At 69.5% G+C, this 15799-nt stretch carries 15 protein-coding genes; 11 read left to right on the top strand and 4 right to left on the bottom strand.

All coding sequences use genetic code 11. From position 1 onward, the window contains the following. Positions 1 to 10: 10 nt before the first annotated feature. The 4 genes from glsA to D473_RS0115935 all read left to right on the top strand — a co-directional run bounded on the left by glsA (position 11) and on the right by D473_RS0115935 (position 4509). The gene (glsA, locus tag D473_RS0115950; protein ID WP_017610060.1) at positions 11 to 1261 is read left to right on the top strand and encodes a glutaminase A; all 1251 of its coding nucleotides are present in this window, start codon (positions 11 to 13) and stop codon (positions 1259 to 1261) included. Positions 1262 to 1402: 141 nt separating this feature from the next. After that, on the top strand, positions 1403 to 1753 hold the full coding sequence (locus D473_RS0115945) for an ArsR/SmtB family transcription factor (RefSeq protein ID WP_017610059.1): 351 nt from the start codon (positions 1403 to 1405) through the stop codon (positions 1751 to 1753). Further along, the gene (locus D473_RS0115940; protein ID WP_017610058.1) at positions 1746 to 2219 is read left to right on the top strand and encodes an SRPBCC family protein; all 474 of its coding nucleotides are present in this window, start codon (positions 1746 to 1748) and stop codon (positions 2217 to 2219) included. Before D473_RS0115945 ends, D473_RS0115940 begins: the two co-directional genes overlap by 8 nt. 196 nt (positions 2220 to 2415) lie before the next feature. Then, complete coding sequence (locus tag D473_RS0115935; RefSeq protein WP_026127014.1) at positions 2416 to 4509, top strand: ATP-dependent DNA helicase; 2094 nt, start codon at positions 2416 to 2418, stop codon at positions 4507 to 4509. A 143-nt stretch (positions 4510 to 4652) separates the two neighbouring features. On the opposite strand, the gene D473_RS0115930 is transcribed toward D473_RS0115935, so the two are convergent. Continuing rightward, a complete protein-coding gene (locus D473_RS0115930) occupies positions 4653 to 5177 on the bottom strand; it encodes a DUF6315 family protein (RefSeq protein ID WP_017610056.1) in 525 nt (174 codons plus the stop codon). Between the two features lie 164 nt (positions 5178 to 5341). Next, positions 5342 to 5683, bottom strand: a complete 342-nt coding sequence (locus D473_RS0115925; RefSeq protein WP_017610055.1) for a hypothetical protein — start codon at positions 5681 to 5683, stop codon at positions 5342 to 5344. Between the two features lie 215 nt (positions 5684 to 5898). Between D473_RS0115925 and D473_RS0115920 the strand changes: the two genes are divergently transcribed. Then, positions 5899 to 7440, top strand: coding sequence for a COG5 family protein (locus D473_RS0115920; RefSeq protein ID WP_017610054.1), 1542 nt, complete (start codon positions 5899 to 5901; stop codon positions 7438 to 7440). Positions 7441 to 7475: 35 nt separating this feature from the next. Here the strand turns inward: D473_RS0115920 and D473_RS0115915 are convergent, their stop codons facing one another. Continuing rightward, positions 7476 to 8258 carry a glutamate racemase gene (locus tag D473_RS0115915; protein WP_017610053.1) on the bottom strand — a complete coding sequence of 261 codons (783 nt, stop codon included), beginning with the start codon at positions 8256 to 8258 and terminating at the stop codon, positions 7476 to 7478. Between the two features lie 201 nt (positions 8259 to 8459). Between D473_RS0115915 and D473_RS0115910 the strand changes: the two genes are divergently transcribed. The 5 genes from D473_RS0115910 (at position 8460) to D473_RS0115890 (ending at position 14347) form a co-directional block, all read left to right on the top strand. Further along, positions 8460 to 9902: an FAD-binding oxidoreductase gene (locus D473_RS0115910; RefSeq protein ID WP_017610052.1), complete on the top strand. Its 1443-nt coding sequence runs from the start codon at positions 8460 to 8462 to the stop codon at positions 9900 to 9902. Positions 9903 to 9971: 69 nt separating this feature from the next. Further along, entirely contained in the window at positions 9972 to 11258 is a 1287-nt protein-coding gene (locus tag D473_RS0115905; protein WP_017610051.1) for an SAM-dependent methyltransferase, read from the top strand. 131 nt (positions 11259 to 11389) lie between these two features. Then, entirely contained in the window at positions 11390 to 11875 is a 486-nt protein-coding gene (locus D473_RS0115900; protein ID WP_017610050.1) for a hypothetical protein, read from the top strand. A 171-nt stretch (positions 11876 to 12046) separates the two neighbouring features. Then, positions 12047 to 13348, top strand: a complete 1302-nt coding sequence (locus tag D473_RS0115895) for a sugar ABC transporter substrate-binding protein (RefSeq protein ID WP_017610049.1) — start codon at positions 12047 to 12049, stop codon at positions 13346 to 13348. 102 nt (positions 13349 to 13450) lie between these two features. Beyond that, entirely contained in the window at positions 13451 to 14347 is an 897-nt protein-coding gene (locus D473_RS0115890; protein WP_026127013.1) for a carbohydrate ABC transporter permease, read from the top strand. A gap of 68 nt (positions 14348 to 14415) precedes the next feature. Here D473_RS0115890 and D473_RS0115885 read toward each other — a convergent pair whose 3' ends face one another. Further along, a complete protein-coding gene (locus tag D473_RS0115885; RefSeq protein ID WP_017610047.1) occupies positions 14416 to 14703 on the bottom strand; it encodes a hypothetical protein in 288 nt (95 codons plus the stop codon). 239 nt (positions 14704 to 14942) lie between these two features. On the opposite strand from D473_RS0115885, the gene D473_RS0115880 reads away from it, so the two are divergent. Beyond that, positions 14943 to 15755 carry a carbohydrate ABC transporter permease gene (locus D473_RS0115880; protein WP_017610046.1) on the top strand — a complete coding sequence of 271 codons (813 nt, stop codon included), beginning with the start codon at positions 14943 to 14945 and terminating at the stop codon, positions 15753 to 15755. Positions 15756 to 15799 lie beyond the last annotated feature (44 nt).

Below are 15799 nucleotides of genomic sequence, written 5' to 3'. Positions count from 1 at the left end.
CACTGGCGGCATGGTTGACGGCGCGTACGGCAAAGACCCGCGAGGGACCGAGGAGACCAACCCCGTCGTGACGGTGCTGGAGCGCATCTGCGCGGAGGTCGCACCCAGGCGTGAGGGGCGGGTCTCCGGCTTCATCCCCGAACTCGCCGAGGCCGATCCGAACGCCTTCGGCCTCGCCGCGGTCAGCGCGCACGGCCGTTGCTACTCCGCGGGTGAGGACGAGGCGGCCTTCACCGTTCAGTCCATCTCCAAGCCCTTCGTCTACGCGATGGCGCTCGAGGAGCGCGGGCTCGACGACGTGCACACCCATGTGGGCGCGGAGCCCAGCGGGGAGCCGTTCAACGCGATCAGCCTCGACGAACAGGGCCGTCCCGAGAATCCGATGATCAACGCGGGCGCGATCGTGACGACCTCTCTGATCCGTGGCGAGGAGTCGCGCAGCCGCTTCGAGCGCATCCGTGCCGTGCTCTCCTCCTTCGCCGGCCGTCACCTGTCCATGGACGAGGACTCCTACCGCTCCGAGGCCGAGACTGGGCACCGCAACCGGGCTCTGGGACACCTGAGCATGGCCGGGGGAGTGCTGGAGGGTTCGGTCGAGGAGGCCGTCCTGGACTATTTCAGGCAGTGCGCGTTGAACGTCACGGTGGTCGACCTCGCGGTCATGGCCTCGACCCTGGCCTCGGGCGGCGTCAACCCGGTGACGGGGGAGCGGGTGGTCTCGCGCCGTACCGCTCGTCACACCCTCTCGGTCATGACGAGCTGCGGCATGTACGACCGTGCGGGGGAGTGGGCCCTGAGGGTCGGGATCCCGGCGAAGAGCGGGGTGAGCGGGGGCATCCTCGCGGCGGCCCCGGGCGCTTTCGGTGTGGGTGTGTTCAGCCCGCCGCTGGACCACGCGGGCAACAGCGTGCGCGGGGTGGCGGCCCTGGAACGGCTTTCGGAGAACTACGACCTGCACATGCTCCGGATCCCCTCCGAGCCGCCCTCGCCCGTGCACAGCATGACGCGCGCCGGGGGCACCCTGGACGTGCACCTGCGCGGTGACATCGACTTCCTCGCCGCCGAACAGGTGGTCTCCCGATTGGCGGAGGCCGTGGACGACGCCCGGGTCACGTCGGTGACGGTCGAGCTCGAGCGGGTCTCCGGGCTCAGCCAGGCCGCCCGCTCCCTGCTGACCGCGGAACTGGACGACCTCGACGGCGCCGGGGTGGAGGCCTCGATGAGCGACCCGAGCACGGTCGGGGAGGCGGACGAGGGCTGAACCGGTCTCGACACCGGAGGGTCCGCACGGTTCCGCTCCCCGGCAAAAGTCACCCGGACTCGTTCCCAGCCCTTGACCCCGGGCCACCCATGGGTATCTAATCAACTTAGAGGTTGAACAACGGAAAGGTTGAATTCGCTGATGGCGACCGACCCGCTCAGTCTCACTTTCGCCGCACTCGCGGACCCGACCCGCCGCGCGATCCTCGCCCGGTTGGCGGAGGGTGAGGCCACCGTCAACGAGCTGGCGGAGCCGTTCGCCATGAGCCTCCAGGCGGTCTCCAAACACCTCAAGGTCCTGGAACGCGCCGGGCTCGTCATTCGCGGACGCGCCGCACAATGGCGTCCCTGCACGCTCGAGAGCGCTCCGCTGGAGGAGGTCTCCGACTGGCTCGGCCGTTACCGGCAGCAGTGGGAGGGCCGCTTCACCCGCCTGGACGAGGAACTGCTGAGGATCCAGAACGGTACCGAGGGAGAACAGAGCCATGAGTGATCTGAAGGTCGTCGCCGAACCCGGACGCCAGGACATCGTCATCACACGCACGTTCGACGCGCCCCGCGACGTGGTCTTCGCGGCCATGACCGACGCGGACTCCATCGCCCGCTGGTGGGGACTGGACGAGACCGACACCCGCGTCGAGGTCGCCGATGCCCGCCCCGGCGGGCGCTGGCGGTACGTGGAGAGCAGCCCCGACGGCGCCGAGTACGGGTTCCACGGTGTTTTCCACGACATCGTCGCCCCGGAACGCCTCGTGCAGACCTTCGAGTTCGAGGGGATGCCCGGGCACGTGTCCATGGACACCTACACCCTGGAGGAGAGGGAGGACCGGACCCTCTACACCTCCGTGACGGTGTTCCAGAGCGTGGAGGACCGTGACGGCATGATCGCCTCCGGTATGGAGTCCGGCTTGAAGCAGTCGCTGGACGCCTTGGAGAAGCTGGTCACGGAACAGGCCTGACCGCGCTCCGGGCCCGGAGGAACCCGTCCACACCGCGGAGGGGCCCGCACACACGGCTGTCCCGTTCGCCCACGCGGCCGGTCCCGGAAGCCGGGGCCGGCCCCCGCCCGTGTGCGAGGACCCCCGTCCCGCCTCCTCCGGCGGAGGCCTGTGGACAACGCCCGTTCCTGTCACCGCGGAACGGTAATGTCGTCCCGTGGCAGATCTCCCGGACGTTTCCTCCATGCTCGAAGCGGCCGTCGACGCCCTGGGCGGCACCCACCGCGAGGGCCAGGCGGCCATGGCCCTCGCCGCCTCCGAAGCGGTCGACCGACGCGAACACCTCGTGGTGCAGGCCGGCACAGGCACCGGTAAGTCATTGGCCTATCTCGTGCCTGCCATCCGGCACGCCATGGCTTCCGAGACCACGGTCGTCATCTCCACCGCGACCATCGCGCTGCAGAACCAGCTCATCGACCGCGACCTTCCGCGCCTGGCCGAGACCCTGGCACCGATGCTGCCGCGCGAACCCACGTTCGCGGTCCTCAAGGGACGCCGCAACTACCTGTGCCGCAACCGGCTCCAGAACGCCGACGAGGAGGGTGAGGACACCGAGCTCTTCGACCCCCGGCAGCTGTCTTCCCTGGGCCGCCAGGTCACGCGCCTGCACGAGTGGGCCGAGGAGACCGTCACCGGCGACCGCGACGAGCTCGATCCCGGAGTGAGCGACCTCGCCTGGCGCCAGGTCTCGGTGGGCGGCAACGAGTGCATGGGCGCCCGGGTGTGCCCCTTCGGCCAGGAGTGCTTCGCCGAGTTCGCCCGCGAGGCGGCCGGCGGTGTCGACGTCGTCGTCACCAACCACGCGATGCTCTCCATCGACATGCAGCAGGATTTCCATCTCCTGCCCGAGCACGACACGATCATCATCGACGAGGCCCACGAACTGGTCGACCGCGCCACCTCCGTGGCCACCGAGACCCTCACCGAACGCACCGTCAACGCCGCCGCCAAACGCGCTTCCCGCCTGGTCGAGGCCGGGATCAGCGAGCGCCTCACCGAGTGCGCCGAAGGTCTGGCGATGATGTTCACCGAGGTTGCCGACGGGCGCCTGGACCAGATCGACGACGGGCTGGCCGGTGCGGTGGCCGCCATCCGTGACGCCGCCTCCACGTGTGTGACCGCCATCGGCCCCTCACCCGGCGACCTGGACCCCGATACCGCCGGTGACCGCCGTATGGCCCTGGCCGCCCTCAACGAGGTCCACGACGCAGCCGTCTCGGTTCTGCAGACCTACGACAAGGCGCTGCGTGAGCGCACCGAGGTCGTCTGGCTCACCAAGGCGCCCTCCCGTCCGCCCTCGCTCAACGTCGCCCCGCTCAGCATCGGCGGCTTGCTGCGCGACAAACTCTTCGGTGACCGGACGGTCGTGTTGACCTCGGCCACCCTCACCCTGGGCGGTGACTTCCGTGCCCTGGCCGGGCAGTGGGGGCTGGGCCGCGAGGTCACCGAGGAGGCCGCCGCCCGCGGCGCCCGCGGCCTCGATCCCGTTCCCAGCACGGGCACCGAGGGCGTGGGCGAGGACGAGGACGGTCCCCACCGCGCCGAGGGCGAACCCCGATGGCGTGCTCTGGACGTGGGTTCCCCGTTCGAGCACGCACGCCGCGGCATCCTCTATGTCGCCACCCACTTGCCCCAGCCGGGCCGCGAGGGGCTCGACCCCGCCTACCTCGACGAGATCGCCGAACTCGTCGAGGCCGCCGACGGACGGGCGCTGTGCCTGTTCTCCTCGATGCGCGCCGCCCAGCAGGCCACCGAGGAGCTGCGCGAACGACTGGACCACCCGATCCTGTGCCAGGGCGAGGACTCCACCGGACGGCTCGTGAGCCGCTTCGCCGAGGAGGAGCGCTCCTGCCTGTTCGGCACCCTGTCGCTGTGGCAGGGGGTCGACGTGCCGGGGCCGTCCCTGTCCCTGGTGATCGTGGACCGCATCCCCTTCCCGCGCCCCGACGACCCGCTCGCCTCGGCCCGCCAGCGCTCGGTCAGCGCCCACGGCGGCAACGGTTTCCTCTCGGTGGCCGCCACCCACGCCGCGCTGCTGCTGGCCCAGGGCACAGGGCGCCTGTTGCGCACCACCGAGGACCGGGGTGTGATCGCCGTGCTCGATCCCCGCCTGGCCAAGGCCCGTTACGGCGGTTTCCTGAGGGCCTCGCTCCCGCCGTACTGGGGCACCAGCGATCCCGAGGTGGCCCGGTCCGCGCTGCGCCGGCTGGCCGTGGCCTCCGCCGAACCCGCGGCCGCGGCGATCGGCTGAACCCGCCCCCGGCCCGTGCGCACCAGGAGCCCGCTCGGCAGCCGGGGCCGTGCACAGACGAACGCGCCGGGACCGGCGGGCCAGGTCCGTCGGTCCCCGCGCGTCCCGGAACGCTCGGACGCTCCGAAGTTCGAGGAGGGTGCTCAGCCGCGGCTGCGGTAACCGAAGAGGCGGACGGCGTAACCGGGGGAGTCGTCCTCCGATTCCTGGATGAACCAGCGGTCCTCGTTCTCGCCCACGAGCAGCTCGTTCCACATCATGTCGATGAGCTTGAGCCGCGAGACCACCGAGGCCTCGGGATCGAGCACGATCGAGTAGGTGTGGTCGGTCAGGCGCTGGGTCACCATGCCCACGGACTGCCCGTCCCAGATCGCGGGGACGGGCGCGTGCCCGATCTCCACCCCGCACAGGCGTAGCTGATCCACCTCTTCGTCCAAGGCCTCGGCGGCGAGCGCACCGTCCAGCCTGAGGGCGTCCTCCAACTCGTCGCGTTCCTCGTCGACGCGGAGATAGGCATGGTAGGTGCGGTATCCGCAGGTCCGGCACTTGCGCCGGACGACACAGCGGGCCAACCCGTAGGCCGATTGTGCCTCGCCGACACTCTGGTAATCGCTCACCCCGCGAATCGTGCCGCACTCGCAGCACAAAGCCGTGAGATCCTGCTTCATCAGAGTCCCCCCTCCGAGGTGAGTATGCGACGAACCGAGGCGGTTAGGGAACCCGTTGGGACGGGAAGTCGCGGCAAGGAGTCGTCATCAATGACCCAAACGGCGGGCGAAGCAGCCTTTCCGTGCCTGCGCGCGGTATTTCGGGGTGGTCGGAAACACCCGGTTCAGAGGGAGCGGTCACCCTTGTTGCGGGCGTTCCAGTCGCGCATCCGCTGCGGGTAACCGACGATCTGCACGTCGTAGGCGGGCAGGGCGAGTTTCTTGGCGAGCTTGCGGATCGACTCCGGGGAGCCGCACCGGCGCCGGGTCCACTCACCGTCGGTGGCCACCGCGACCGCCGTCGTCTGGGTCGCGAAGGTCTCCGGCTCGACGAAGAACTCCACCCCCACACGGGACTCGGCGAACTCCATGAGGGCCTTCATGTCGGCGTCCTCCGAGTCCCGGTCGAACCGGGCCTTGCTCTTGCGGTTGGCCTTGCGGAGCCCGAAACGGTCTCGCCATCCCATCGGAGGTCGCGTCCCCTCACACTCTGTCGGTTCCGGAGCGGCCCGGGGCCGACGGTCCTGCCGATCGGACCCGGGAGCTTCGAGTGTATCGGGCGTTCCTGTTCTTCAGCAGGGGGCCGAAGCGTTACAGGGCTCGGGTTTGCGCATTCCCAGGACGTGTCCGTGATTGCGCTGCTACCTTCGGTGCTCACGCGGCGCATACAGGGGGAGATGACATGCCGATGTGGACATGGACGGGGGAAGCCGCACGCAGGCTGCGCGAGGCCGGCCAGGAGGAGCTGGCCGAAGCCGTGGCCGATCTGCCGGTACTGAGCGAGTCGGGTGACTCGGTGCGGGTGGAGGCGAGGGCGCGCTCAGCATTGCGGGTGGCACGACGACTGGTGACCGAGGCCGGGACCGGGGAACCGGAGGTTCCCGGACTCTTCGGCCCACCCATGCTGTTCTTCTTGGCCCACTGGCCCATGGCCGTGCGGGTCGGGGCGCTCGCGGAAGGCAAACGTGCCCTGAAGCAGGCCGAGGCGGCCGCCGCCGACGAACCCGGGCCCGAATCGCGGGGACCGCTGCCGGTCTCGGCACTGGCCAATGCGGTGCGCTGCCACGCCAACGTCGACGCACGCGGGACCACCGGGCTGCGCCGTGAACTCCTCTCCAGTCGGCGGTTGGCCGGGTGGGAACGCACCCCCGCCTGGCCGGGGTTCACCCTTGCCCGCGTCGACCTGCTCGTCGACGAGGGCACACCCGACCGCGCCGAGGCCGAACTGCGCCGTTACGAACACACCGCCACCGGAACGGCGATCCTGGGCACCGGCGGGGTCTTCACGCTCGCCCGTGCCCTGCGCCACCAGGACCGGCACCGTGAGGCCCTGGTCGAGATCGACCGTCTGGGCGCCGATCTGAGCGCACGGCGCGGCGGGGCCCGAGAGCCCGCGCTGCGGCGCCGTGTGCGGTTCGAGCAGGCTCGGCTGCTGTCCTGGCTGGCCCGGCTGGGGGTGTGCTCGCCCAACGAGGCGATCGAGACCCTGCCCACGGTCGAGGAGGCCGAGGCGGTCCCGAACCTGCGTCCGGCCTGGGTGGAAGCGGCCGAGAACCTGGTGAGCCTGGGTGCGGTGCGCAACGACTGGCGCCTGGGTGTGCGGGTCACCACCTGGTCGCGTTACTTCGAGCGGGTCGGTGCGCCCGGGCGGGGCGCGGAACTGGCCCTGGCCGCGGCCCGTCTGGCCGCGGCCAGGGGCGCCCGTTGGGTGGCCGCCTGCTCGGCGCAGCGGGCCGAGGAGCTCATCGCCCACCTGGGAAAGACCGCGGAGATCCGCGGTGACCTGGGCGAGGTGCGTTCGATGATCGCGGCGATGCGTCCGGTGGCGCCCGAGGCCCCGGCCGACCGGATCCTGACCCACCTGCGTTCGCTGCCCCATGACCGTGTCGACCCCGAGCACCAGGCCGAACAGGTCAATGTCGCCCTGGCGAGCCTGCCGCACGACACCCCGCTCCTGACGGCGCTGGGGCAGGTCGGGCGCACGCTCATGCTCTCCGACGCGGCCACCGAACCCCAGTGGCGGCATGTGCGCGAGGCCCCCGGCGATCAGAAGGCGGCGTTGTCGCTCCTGGAGACCCTCCTGCACGACAACGACACCGCAGGGGTCCGGACCTTGGTGCGTACCCTGGCCGCCGGTGCCCTGAGCGACGCGTCGGCCGCCGCACACCTCGCCCCTGCGGCCCCGGCCGTCACATCCGCAGCTTCGGCCCCGGCTCCGGGGTAGACGGCCGGAACCGGCCACCGTGCCGAGGCGCGGCCTCAGAGCGACCGGGCGGGGCTCTCCTGCGCCACGAGGGCACGCCCGGCCGGATACGTCAGGGCGGCCGCGGGCAGCTCTGCGGGGCGTCCACCGGCCAGGACCCGCACCCGGCCCGGGCGTCCCTGATGGGGCAGGTCGCCGACCCGCCGCAGGGTCTGGGCGGCCACCGCGTGGGCGGCCGTGTGGAGTGCGACGCCCTCACCCAGGCCGGCGACGATCCGGTCACCGATCAGGTCGTAGTGGGTACAGCCCAGCACCACCGCGCGTACGTCCGGGGGTGTGAGGCCCGCGGCGTAGGAGAGGGCGTCGGCGACCTCGCGCGGGTCGGCCGACTCCACCGCTTCGGCCAGGCCGACGCAGGCCACGGCGGTCACTTCCAGCCCCTCGGCGAAGGTCTCCACGAGGCGCCGCTGGTAACCGCTGCGTGTGGTGGCCGCGGTCGACCACACGGCGATGGGCCCGCCCGAACGTGCGGCCGGTTTGATGGCCGGCACCGTGCCGATGACCGGCACGTCCGGCTCGAACTCCTCACGCAGGCGCGACAATCCGTGCACGGACGCGGTGTTGCAGGGCACGACGATCGCGTCCACACCGCCGGCGGTCTCCCAGGCCGCGCGGGCCCCGGCCAGGGCACGTCCGATGACCTCGTCGGGGGTACGGGCTCCCCAAGGCATGTGGCCGGGGTCCATGGACAGGAACAGGTCGGCGTCGGGCCGTGCGGCGTACACTGCGGCCGCGGTCGAGAGCATGCCGATACCGGAGTCAATGAGAGCGATGCGCACGAGTACCGATGATATGTGAGCCGGTCACCACGGAGTGGTGCCAACATCCCCAGGCTGTCCCGGGACTCGCACGACACGTGAAGAAATGGGGTGGCCCCGCTCGTTACCGATAGGTAGAACGGAGATGATCGGCCCGCCCCGGCGGCCTGTCAGGCCGGCCGAACCGGGCTGTGAGTCGCCGACACCGGAAACGGGAGAAGGATGACCTCTCAACAGCAGGGAACGGCCGACACCTCCGAACCCGGCCGTCACGGTCCGGCCCAACACGTGGCAGCCGTGCAGAAACTGCGCAGGGACTTTCGGGACCTGCCCCAGGACGCCCCGGTCCGCCTCGCCAAACCCACCTCGAACCTCTTCCGGTTTCGTGAGCCTTCCTCCGCCCCCGCCCTGGACGTGTCCGCCTTCGACGGTGTGATCTCCATCGACCCCGTCGAGCGTCTGGCCGACGTGGGCGGCATGACCACCTACGAAGACCTGGTCGCGGCCACCCTGCCGCACGGGCTCATGCCCAACGTCGTGCCGCAGCTGCGCACCATCACCCTGGGCGGGGCCGTCACCGGCATGGGGATCGAGGCCTCCTCGTTCCGGTCGGGACTGCCGCATGAGGCAGTCCAGGAGATGGAGATCCTCACCGGCAGCGGGGAAGTCGTCACCGCCACGCGGGACAACGCACACGCCGACCTCTTCCGAGGCTTTCCCAATTCCTACGGGACCCTCGGCTACGCCCTCCGCCTGCGGATCGAGCTCGAACCCGTCGGCCCCTACGTACACCTGCGCCACCTGCGTTTCTCCGACAATCGCGAGGCCATGGAGGCGCTCGACCGCATCTGCGCCGACGCCGAGTACGAGGGCGGCCGCGTCGACTTCGTGGACGGGGTCTCCTTCGGCCCCGACGAGCTGTACCTGACGGTGGCCCGGTTCACCGACTCCGCCCCCTGGACCAGTGACTACACCGGTCAGGACATCTACTACCGCTCCATCCCCCGTCTGGCCGGCCGGGGCCCGGGCGACTACCTCACCACCCACGACTACCTGTGGCGCTGGGACACCGACTGGTTCTGGTGCTCGCGGGCCTTCGGAGCGCAGAACCCGGTGGTGCGGGCCCTGTGGCCGCGCGCCCTCAAACGCTCCGACGTCTACCGCCGTCTGGTCGCCTGGGACCGCCGAACCGACTTCTCCCGCCTGCTCAACCTCTACCGGGGCAGGCCCCAGCAGGAGCCCTTGATCCAGGACGTCGAGGTGGGTGTGGAGAAGGGTGCGGAGTTCCTCGATTTCTTCCACGAAGAGATCGGGATGTCGCCGGTGTGGATGTGCCCGCTGCGCTTGCGTGAACCGAGCCCCGGCGGACAGCAGGGACCGGTCTGGCCGTTGTATCCGCTGCAGGACGAGCGCCTCTACGTCAACTTCGGTTTCTGGGGGATGGTCGACATGCTGCCGGGCCGGCGCAGAGCCCACCACAACCGGCGGGTGGAGGAAGAGGTGAGCCGCCTCGGAGGGCACAAGTCCCTGTACTCGGACTCCTTCTACGGGCAGGACGAGTTCTGGGAGCTCTACAACGGCGCCGCCTACGGGGAACTGAAGAACACCTACGACCCGCACGGCAGGTTGCTCGACCTGTACGCCAAGTGCGTGGGCAACCGCTGAGGCGGGACCGGACCACAGGGAAGCGACCCTTGGTTATGGGCCGCATCCTTCGAGAGGAGAGGACACAGCATGCGGCTTGCCGAGATCTTCGAGCGTGTCGTCGGCCCCGACGCACCCATCCGATTCACCGCCTACGACGGGAGCAGCGTCGGGGACCCCGGCAGCGAGGTCGCCTTGCATGTGCGCACCCCCGTCGCGGTCAACTACTTCGCCCAGTCCCCGAACGCGGTCGGCCTGACCCGCGCCTACGTTTCCGGGCACCTGGACCTCGAGGGCGACATGTACACCGCCCTGAGCACCGTGTCCGACTTCGCATTCGCCCAAGGCAACAACCTGTCCCTGGCCGACACGGCGGCCATCGTCAGATCCGTGGGCTGGGTCAAGTTCGTCAACCGGGTCGCCCCGCCGCCGCAGGAAGCCGGCCGCGGCAGACTCGCGAGCATGGGCTGGCGCCACTCGCGCCGGCGCGACGCCGAAGTGATCCACCACCACTACGACATCTCCAACCGTTTCTACGAGATGGTCCTGGGTCCGATGATGACCTACACGTGTGCGGTCTTCGATGACGAGGACGGCCGTCTCGACCGGGTCGAGAAGAACGACGGGGCCCTGGAGAGCGCCCAGGACCGCAAGTACGAGCTGGTCGCCCGCAAGCTCGGGCTGCGAAAGGGCATGCGCCTGCTCGACGTGGGCTGCGGCTGGGGCGGCATGGTGCTGCACGCCGCCCGCGAGCACGGTGTGAAGGCGCTCGGGGTGACACTGTCCAAGGAACAGGCCGAGTGGGCCTCCAAACGCATCGCCCAGGAGGGGTTGGGCGACCTGGCCGAGGTCCGCCACATGGACTACCGGGACGTGCCCGACGGCACCTTCGACCGGATCAGTTCGATCGGGCTCACCGAACACGTGGGCGCGAAGAACCTCGACGCCTACTTCGCCTCCCTCTACGACAAGCTCGTTCCGGGCGGCCGGTTGCTCAACCACTGCATCACCCGTCCGCGCAACGACCTGCCGCGCATGAACACCAAGGGGGTCATCAACCGGTACGTGTTCCCCGACGGGCAACTGGAGGGGCCGGCCGAACTCCAGATGTCGATGAACGACGCGGGCTTCGAGATCCGCCACCAGGAGAACCTGCGCGATCACTACGCCCTGACCCTGCGCCACTGGGGCGCCAACCTCGAACGCCACTGGGACGAAGCGGTCGCCGAGGTCGGGGAGGCCACGGCACGGGTCTGGCTCCTGTACATGGCCGGGTGTGTGCTCGGCTTCGAGAAGGACATCGTGCAGCTCCACCAGATCCTCGGGGCGAAGCTCGATGGCACCGACGCACGAATGCCGCTGCGCCCGGAGTTCTGACCCCGCGGTCCCGGCCGGCGTCCCCGGAGTGTTCGCCCTCCGGGGACGCCGGCGCCATGTCGCCCGTCTCGGCCCGCACAGGCGGCATGATGGACCCGGCACCACCGTCCAGCAGCTCGAAGGGATCCACCGTGTCCGCAGACGACAGCGCCCTGCCCGGCGACCAGAACGAGGGATCCGACCCGCCCGAGCAGGTCAAGGAATCGGCGGTCGGCCTCGTCGCGGCCTACGCCGACAACGACCGCGACGAGCTGGACCGGGTGATCCCCCCGGCCACCGACCACGCCGACGCGGTCGTCTCGGAACTGAAGGTGCTCGCCGCCTTCCTCAGCCGGCGGGTCCAGGAGACCGGTGTCATGTGGAAACCGGTCGACTCGCGTGAGGCCGTGGCACGCACCGTCGCCGAGATGCTCCCGCCGGAACTGGAGTTCGCCGTCTCCACCGCCTGGGAGGCGCACTCCCTGGGGGAGGAGGAGATCGCCGAACGGTTCACCCTGGGCGACCCCATGATCTACGCGCACATGCTCGCGGCCTTCTGCGCAGCGATCGGTCTCGCCGTGTACAAACAGGCCGAACTCGTCTCGACGTTGCGCCAGGTGAGCGGGCTCGGCGAGTGACCCCTCGCACCGGGCGCGGAGAGTCATGGCGCGGAGTCCGCGTGTGCACAGATCCGTCGGGTCCTAACAGCTCAGACACAACGTCGAGTTGTTTACTTCACAACGTGGCGTTCCTTACGTAGGTTTCCTACCAACCCTTTGGGGACCTCGACAGGAACGGGAGGCGCGCCGATGGCTCGCAGACCACTACTCACCCACGCCCCCCTCCCCGCGGCCGCACTCGCCCTCGTCCTGGCCGTCACCTCGTGCGGCGACGGTGGCGGTGACGGTGGAGGCGGGGGTGACATCTCCGCGACCGACACCCTCACCGTGTGGATCATGGAGGGCACCAACCCCGACGCGACCGGCTTCTTCGAGGAGGCCAACGAAGCCTTCACCGAGGAACACGGTGTGGACGTCGAGGTGGAGTTCATCCCCTGGGCCGACGCCCAGGACAAGATCACCACCGCCATGGCCGGCGACACCATGCCCGACGTCGTGGAACTGGGCACCACGTTCGTCCCGGACTTCTCCGACGCCGGTGCCCTGCACGACGTGGCACCGTCCATCGACGACCTCTCCGCCTACAACGAGGAGATGCTCGAGATGGGCGAGATCGACGACGCCGTGTACTCGGTGCCCTGGTACGCGGCGGTCCGGTCGATGGTCTACCGCACCGACGTGTTCGAGGAGCACGGCGCGCAGGAGCCGGAGAACTGGGAGGAGATGCGCGAGACCGCCCTCGACCTGGCCGAGGCCGAGGAGGAGATGATCGCCTTCCCGGTTCCCGGCGACGCCCAGTACTCGGTCATGCCGTGGATCTGGGGCGGCGGTGCCGAGCTCGCCGTCGAGCAGGACGACGGCACCTGGGTCTCGGAGATCGACAGCGACGGTGCCCGCGAGGGGATGCAATTCTTCACCGACCTGGCGATGGAGGACGACCTGTCCACCACCGGTGCCGTGAACTGGAACGAGATCGACGTCATGGAGTCCTTCTCCGACGGGGACGCCATCATGGCGCTCCTGGGCAACGCCAACCCGAAGGCGATCGTCGAGAACAACCCCGACCTCGAGGGCGACATCGGCGTCTTCCCGATCCCCGGACAGCAGGAGGGCTACACCGACTCCTTCGCCGGCGGCTCCAACCTCTCCGTCTTCGAGGGCACCGGTAACGAGGCGGCCGGGGTGGCCTACGTCGAGCACCTCACCGACCCCGACTGGTCCGTCCGGTGGGCCGACGAGACCGGGTTCTTCCCGGGCGGTGTCGACGAACTCCAGGAGTACGTCGAATCGGAGGACCCCACGGTCCGGCCCTTCGCGGTCCAGCTGGACGAAGCGGGCCGCGCGACCCCGGCCACACCCGAGTGGGGCCAGGTCGAGTCCGAGAACATCATCGTCGGTATGCAGCAGGACATCCTCAACGGCAACGCGACCGTCGACGAGGCCACCGAGAGCGCCGCCGACGACATCGAGCGCATCCTCAACGGGGGTTAACACGTGGGTACACCGGTCTCTGTAGGACCCGGTGAGCCGAAACAGGGTGCGAAGGGGACGCCCGGAGGTACCGCCTCCCGGCGTCCCCGGACGTTGATGAGCATGCGTGGGCGCCGTGCTGCGCTGCCGTGGCTGCTCCTGGCCCCGCCCCTGTTCGTCATCGGGGTGCTCCTGCTCTTCCCGCTGGGCAGGATCGTATGGCTCTCCATGCGGGAATACGGTCTGCGCGAACTGGTCTCCGGCGATTCGGAGTTCCTCGGGTTCGACAACTACGTCGCCCTGCTCACCGATCCGTATCTGTGGAACGTGGTGCTGCTGAACACCGTGGTGTTCGCAGTCGTCGCGGTCGTGACCACGGTCGTGCTGGGCACCTTGGTGGCTCTGCTCCTGGTCAATCTCCGGGTGGTCCCGCGGGTGATCGTGATCTCCTGCATCATGGTCGCCTGGGCCATGCCGGTGGTGAGCGGCACCTACGTGTGGATCTGGATCTTCGACGTCGACCAGGGTGTGGTCGCCCAGGCCTTGATGAACCTGGGGGTGATCGAGGAAGGAGGCCACAACTGGTTCGCGGACCGGTTCTGGTTCTACGCGATCGTCACACTCAACATCGTGCACAGCGGCTTTCCGTTCGTCGCCGTCACGGTGCTGGCAGGCCTGCTGACGGTGCCCAAGGAGCTGCAGGAGGCCGCGCTCATCGACGGCGCCGGCCCCTGGAAGCGGTTCTGGCACGTCACCTTCCCGGTTCTGCGCCCGGTCTTCGCGGTGGTCACCATCCTGTCCACCATCTGGGACTTCAAGGTGTTCGCGCAGATCTACCTGATGCCCGGCGGCGACGTCAGCGGTTCCGAGATGCTCAACCTGGGCGTGTGGGCCTACATCAGTTCTTTCGGAAACAACGACTACGGGACGGGATCGGCCATCGCGGTCATCCTCACCCTGTTGCTGCTGGCCATCACGATCGTGTACCTGCGGTCGCTGTTCAAGGACGACGGACTGTGAGTGCGGCGGCCACGCCCCGGGACCGGACGAGGAATCGGACGGCAGGGGCTGCGCACGGCGCCGCGTGGTCAGCGCGCGGGACCGGCGAGTTCGTCGCGCACGCGGCGCCAGTCCACCGAGGCGAGGGAACGCCGGTCCAGGTCCTCGCGCACCGCCCCCATCGTGCGCAGGTCGAAGGCGCTCAACGGGCGGCCGTCGTCGTTGGACTGGTTGACCAGGTTGTGGACGTACGCGTACAGGAGCCGGCCGGTCGGGTCGGCCACCGCGTGCTGTACCGCGCTCGCCCGGAACCGGGCGTCGTGCGGCAGCCAACTGACCACCACCTCCGTGGGGGAGGGACCGTCGAGCTCGTACACGCCTGGCCGCCCTTCGTCCGCCGTACTCGTGTGAGGCCCACCGGACGGCGGCCCCGGACTTCGCCGGATTCTAGGGCATCGCGCCCGAACTTCCACGTTTCGCCCGCACGACAGCCCGCGCCCGCCGGGCGCCGCGTCCACGAGGAGACCCGTTGAGTACGCGCACCGCACCGACATCGGAGCCCACCCCATGGGAGAGCCAGGTGCACCGGGCCCGCCGGCGGGGCGAGGCGTCGCGGATGTGGCGCCTGCTCGGCAAGTGCCTGGCCGTGAGCGCTCTGCTGCTGTTCACGCTCTTTCCCGTCTACTTCATGGTCGTCAGCGCCTTCTCCGACAGCGCCACCTCGGGGACCGGGGCGCTGCTGCCCACCGATCCCTCTCTGGACAACTTCGTCCACGTCCTCACAGAGGGCAACTTCACGACCTACCTGATCAACTCCCTGGCCGTCGCCGGCATCACGGTGGCCGGCGCGTGTGTGCTGGCCCTGCTCGCGTCCGTGGCGGTGGCACGGTTCCGGTTCAAGTTCCGCACCTCGGTGCTGGTCATGATCCTCATCGTGCAGATGGTGCCGCTGGAGGCGCTGGTCATCCCCCTGTTCCTCCAGGTGCGTGACCTGCAGCTCCTCAACACCCTCCTGGGGCTGGGCATCGTCTACGTCGCGCTGTCGCTGCCGCTGGCGGTGTGGATGATGCGCGGGTTCGTGGCCGCGGTCCCCAAGGAGGTCGAGGAGGCCGCCTACATCGACGGCGCTTCGTGGCCGGTCATGTTCTGGAAGGTGCTCTTTCCCCTCGTGGCTCCCGGCCTCGTGGCCACCGCGATCTTCTCCTTCATCGTGGCCTGGAACGAGTTCGTGCTCGCGCTGACCTTCATGCAGCAGAGCGACAAGTACACGGTCGCCGTGGGGCTGCGCCAGTTCTTCGGCCAGTACGCCAACGAGTGGGGCCACGTCATGGCGGCCTCCACGATCATCACGATCCCGGTGATGGTCTTCTTCGTCCTCGTCCAGCGCTACCTGGCCGCGGGCCTGGTGCAGGGGGCGGTCAAGGGCTGAGCGCCGGTCCGCCCGCGCGGGAAGGCACACACGGGTCGGGCCGA

The organism is Nocardiopsis xinjiangensis YIM 90004 (genome assembly GCF_000341145.1).
Classification (GTDB): Bacteria; Actinomycetota; Actinomycetes; order Streptosporangiales; family Streptosporangiaceae; genus Nocardiopsis; species Nocardiopsis xinjiangensis.
Note: the sequence above shows the minus strand (reverse complement) of the source record. Positions and strands in the feature narration are given on the sequence as shown.

Coding starts and splice junctions, on each gene's coding strand:
- glsA (WP_017610060.1), top strand. CDS start 11: ATGGTTGACGGCGCGTACGGCAAAGACCCGCGAGGGACCGAGGAGACC.
- D473_RS0115945 (WP_017610059.1), top strand. CDS start 1,403: ATGGCGACCGACCCGCTCAGTCTCACTTTCGCCGCACTCGCGGACCCG.
- D473_RS0115940 (WP_017610058.1), top strand. CDS start 1,746: ATGAGTGATCTGAAGGTCGTCGCCGAACCCGGACGCCAGGACATCGTC.
- D473_RS0115930 (WP_017610056.1), bottom strand. CDS start 5,177: ATGAAGCAGGATCTCACGGCTTTGTGCTGCGAGTGCGGCACGATTCGC.
- D473_RS0115925 (WP_017610055.1), bottom strand. CDS start 5,683: ATGGGATGGCGAGACCGTTTCGGGCTCCGCAAGGCCAACCGCAAGAGC.
- D473_RS0115920 (WP_017610054.1), top strand. CDS start 5,899: ATGCCGATGTGGACATGGACGGGGGAAGCCGCACGCAGGCTGCGCGAG.
- D473_RS0115910 (WP_017610052.1), top strand. CDS start 8,460: ATGACCTCTCAACAGCAGGGAACGGCCGACACCTCCGAACCCGGCCGT.
- D473_RS0115905 (WP_017610051.1), top strand. CDS start 9,972: ATGCGGCTTGCCGAGATCTTCGAGCGTGTCGTCGGCCCCGACGCACCC.
- D473_RS0115895 (WP_017610049.1), top strand. CDS start 12,047: ATGGCTCGCAGACCACTACTCACCCACGCCCCCCTCCCCGCGGCCGCA.
- D473_RS0115890 (WP_026127013.1), top strand. CDS start 13,451: ATGCGTGGGCGCCGTGCTGCGCTGCCGTGGCTGCTCCTGGCCCCGCCC.
- D473_RS0115880 (WP_017610046.1), top strand. CDS start 14,943: ATGTGGCGCCTGCTCGGCAAGTGCCTGGCCGTGAGCGCTCTGCTGCTG.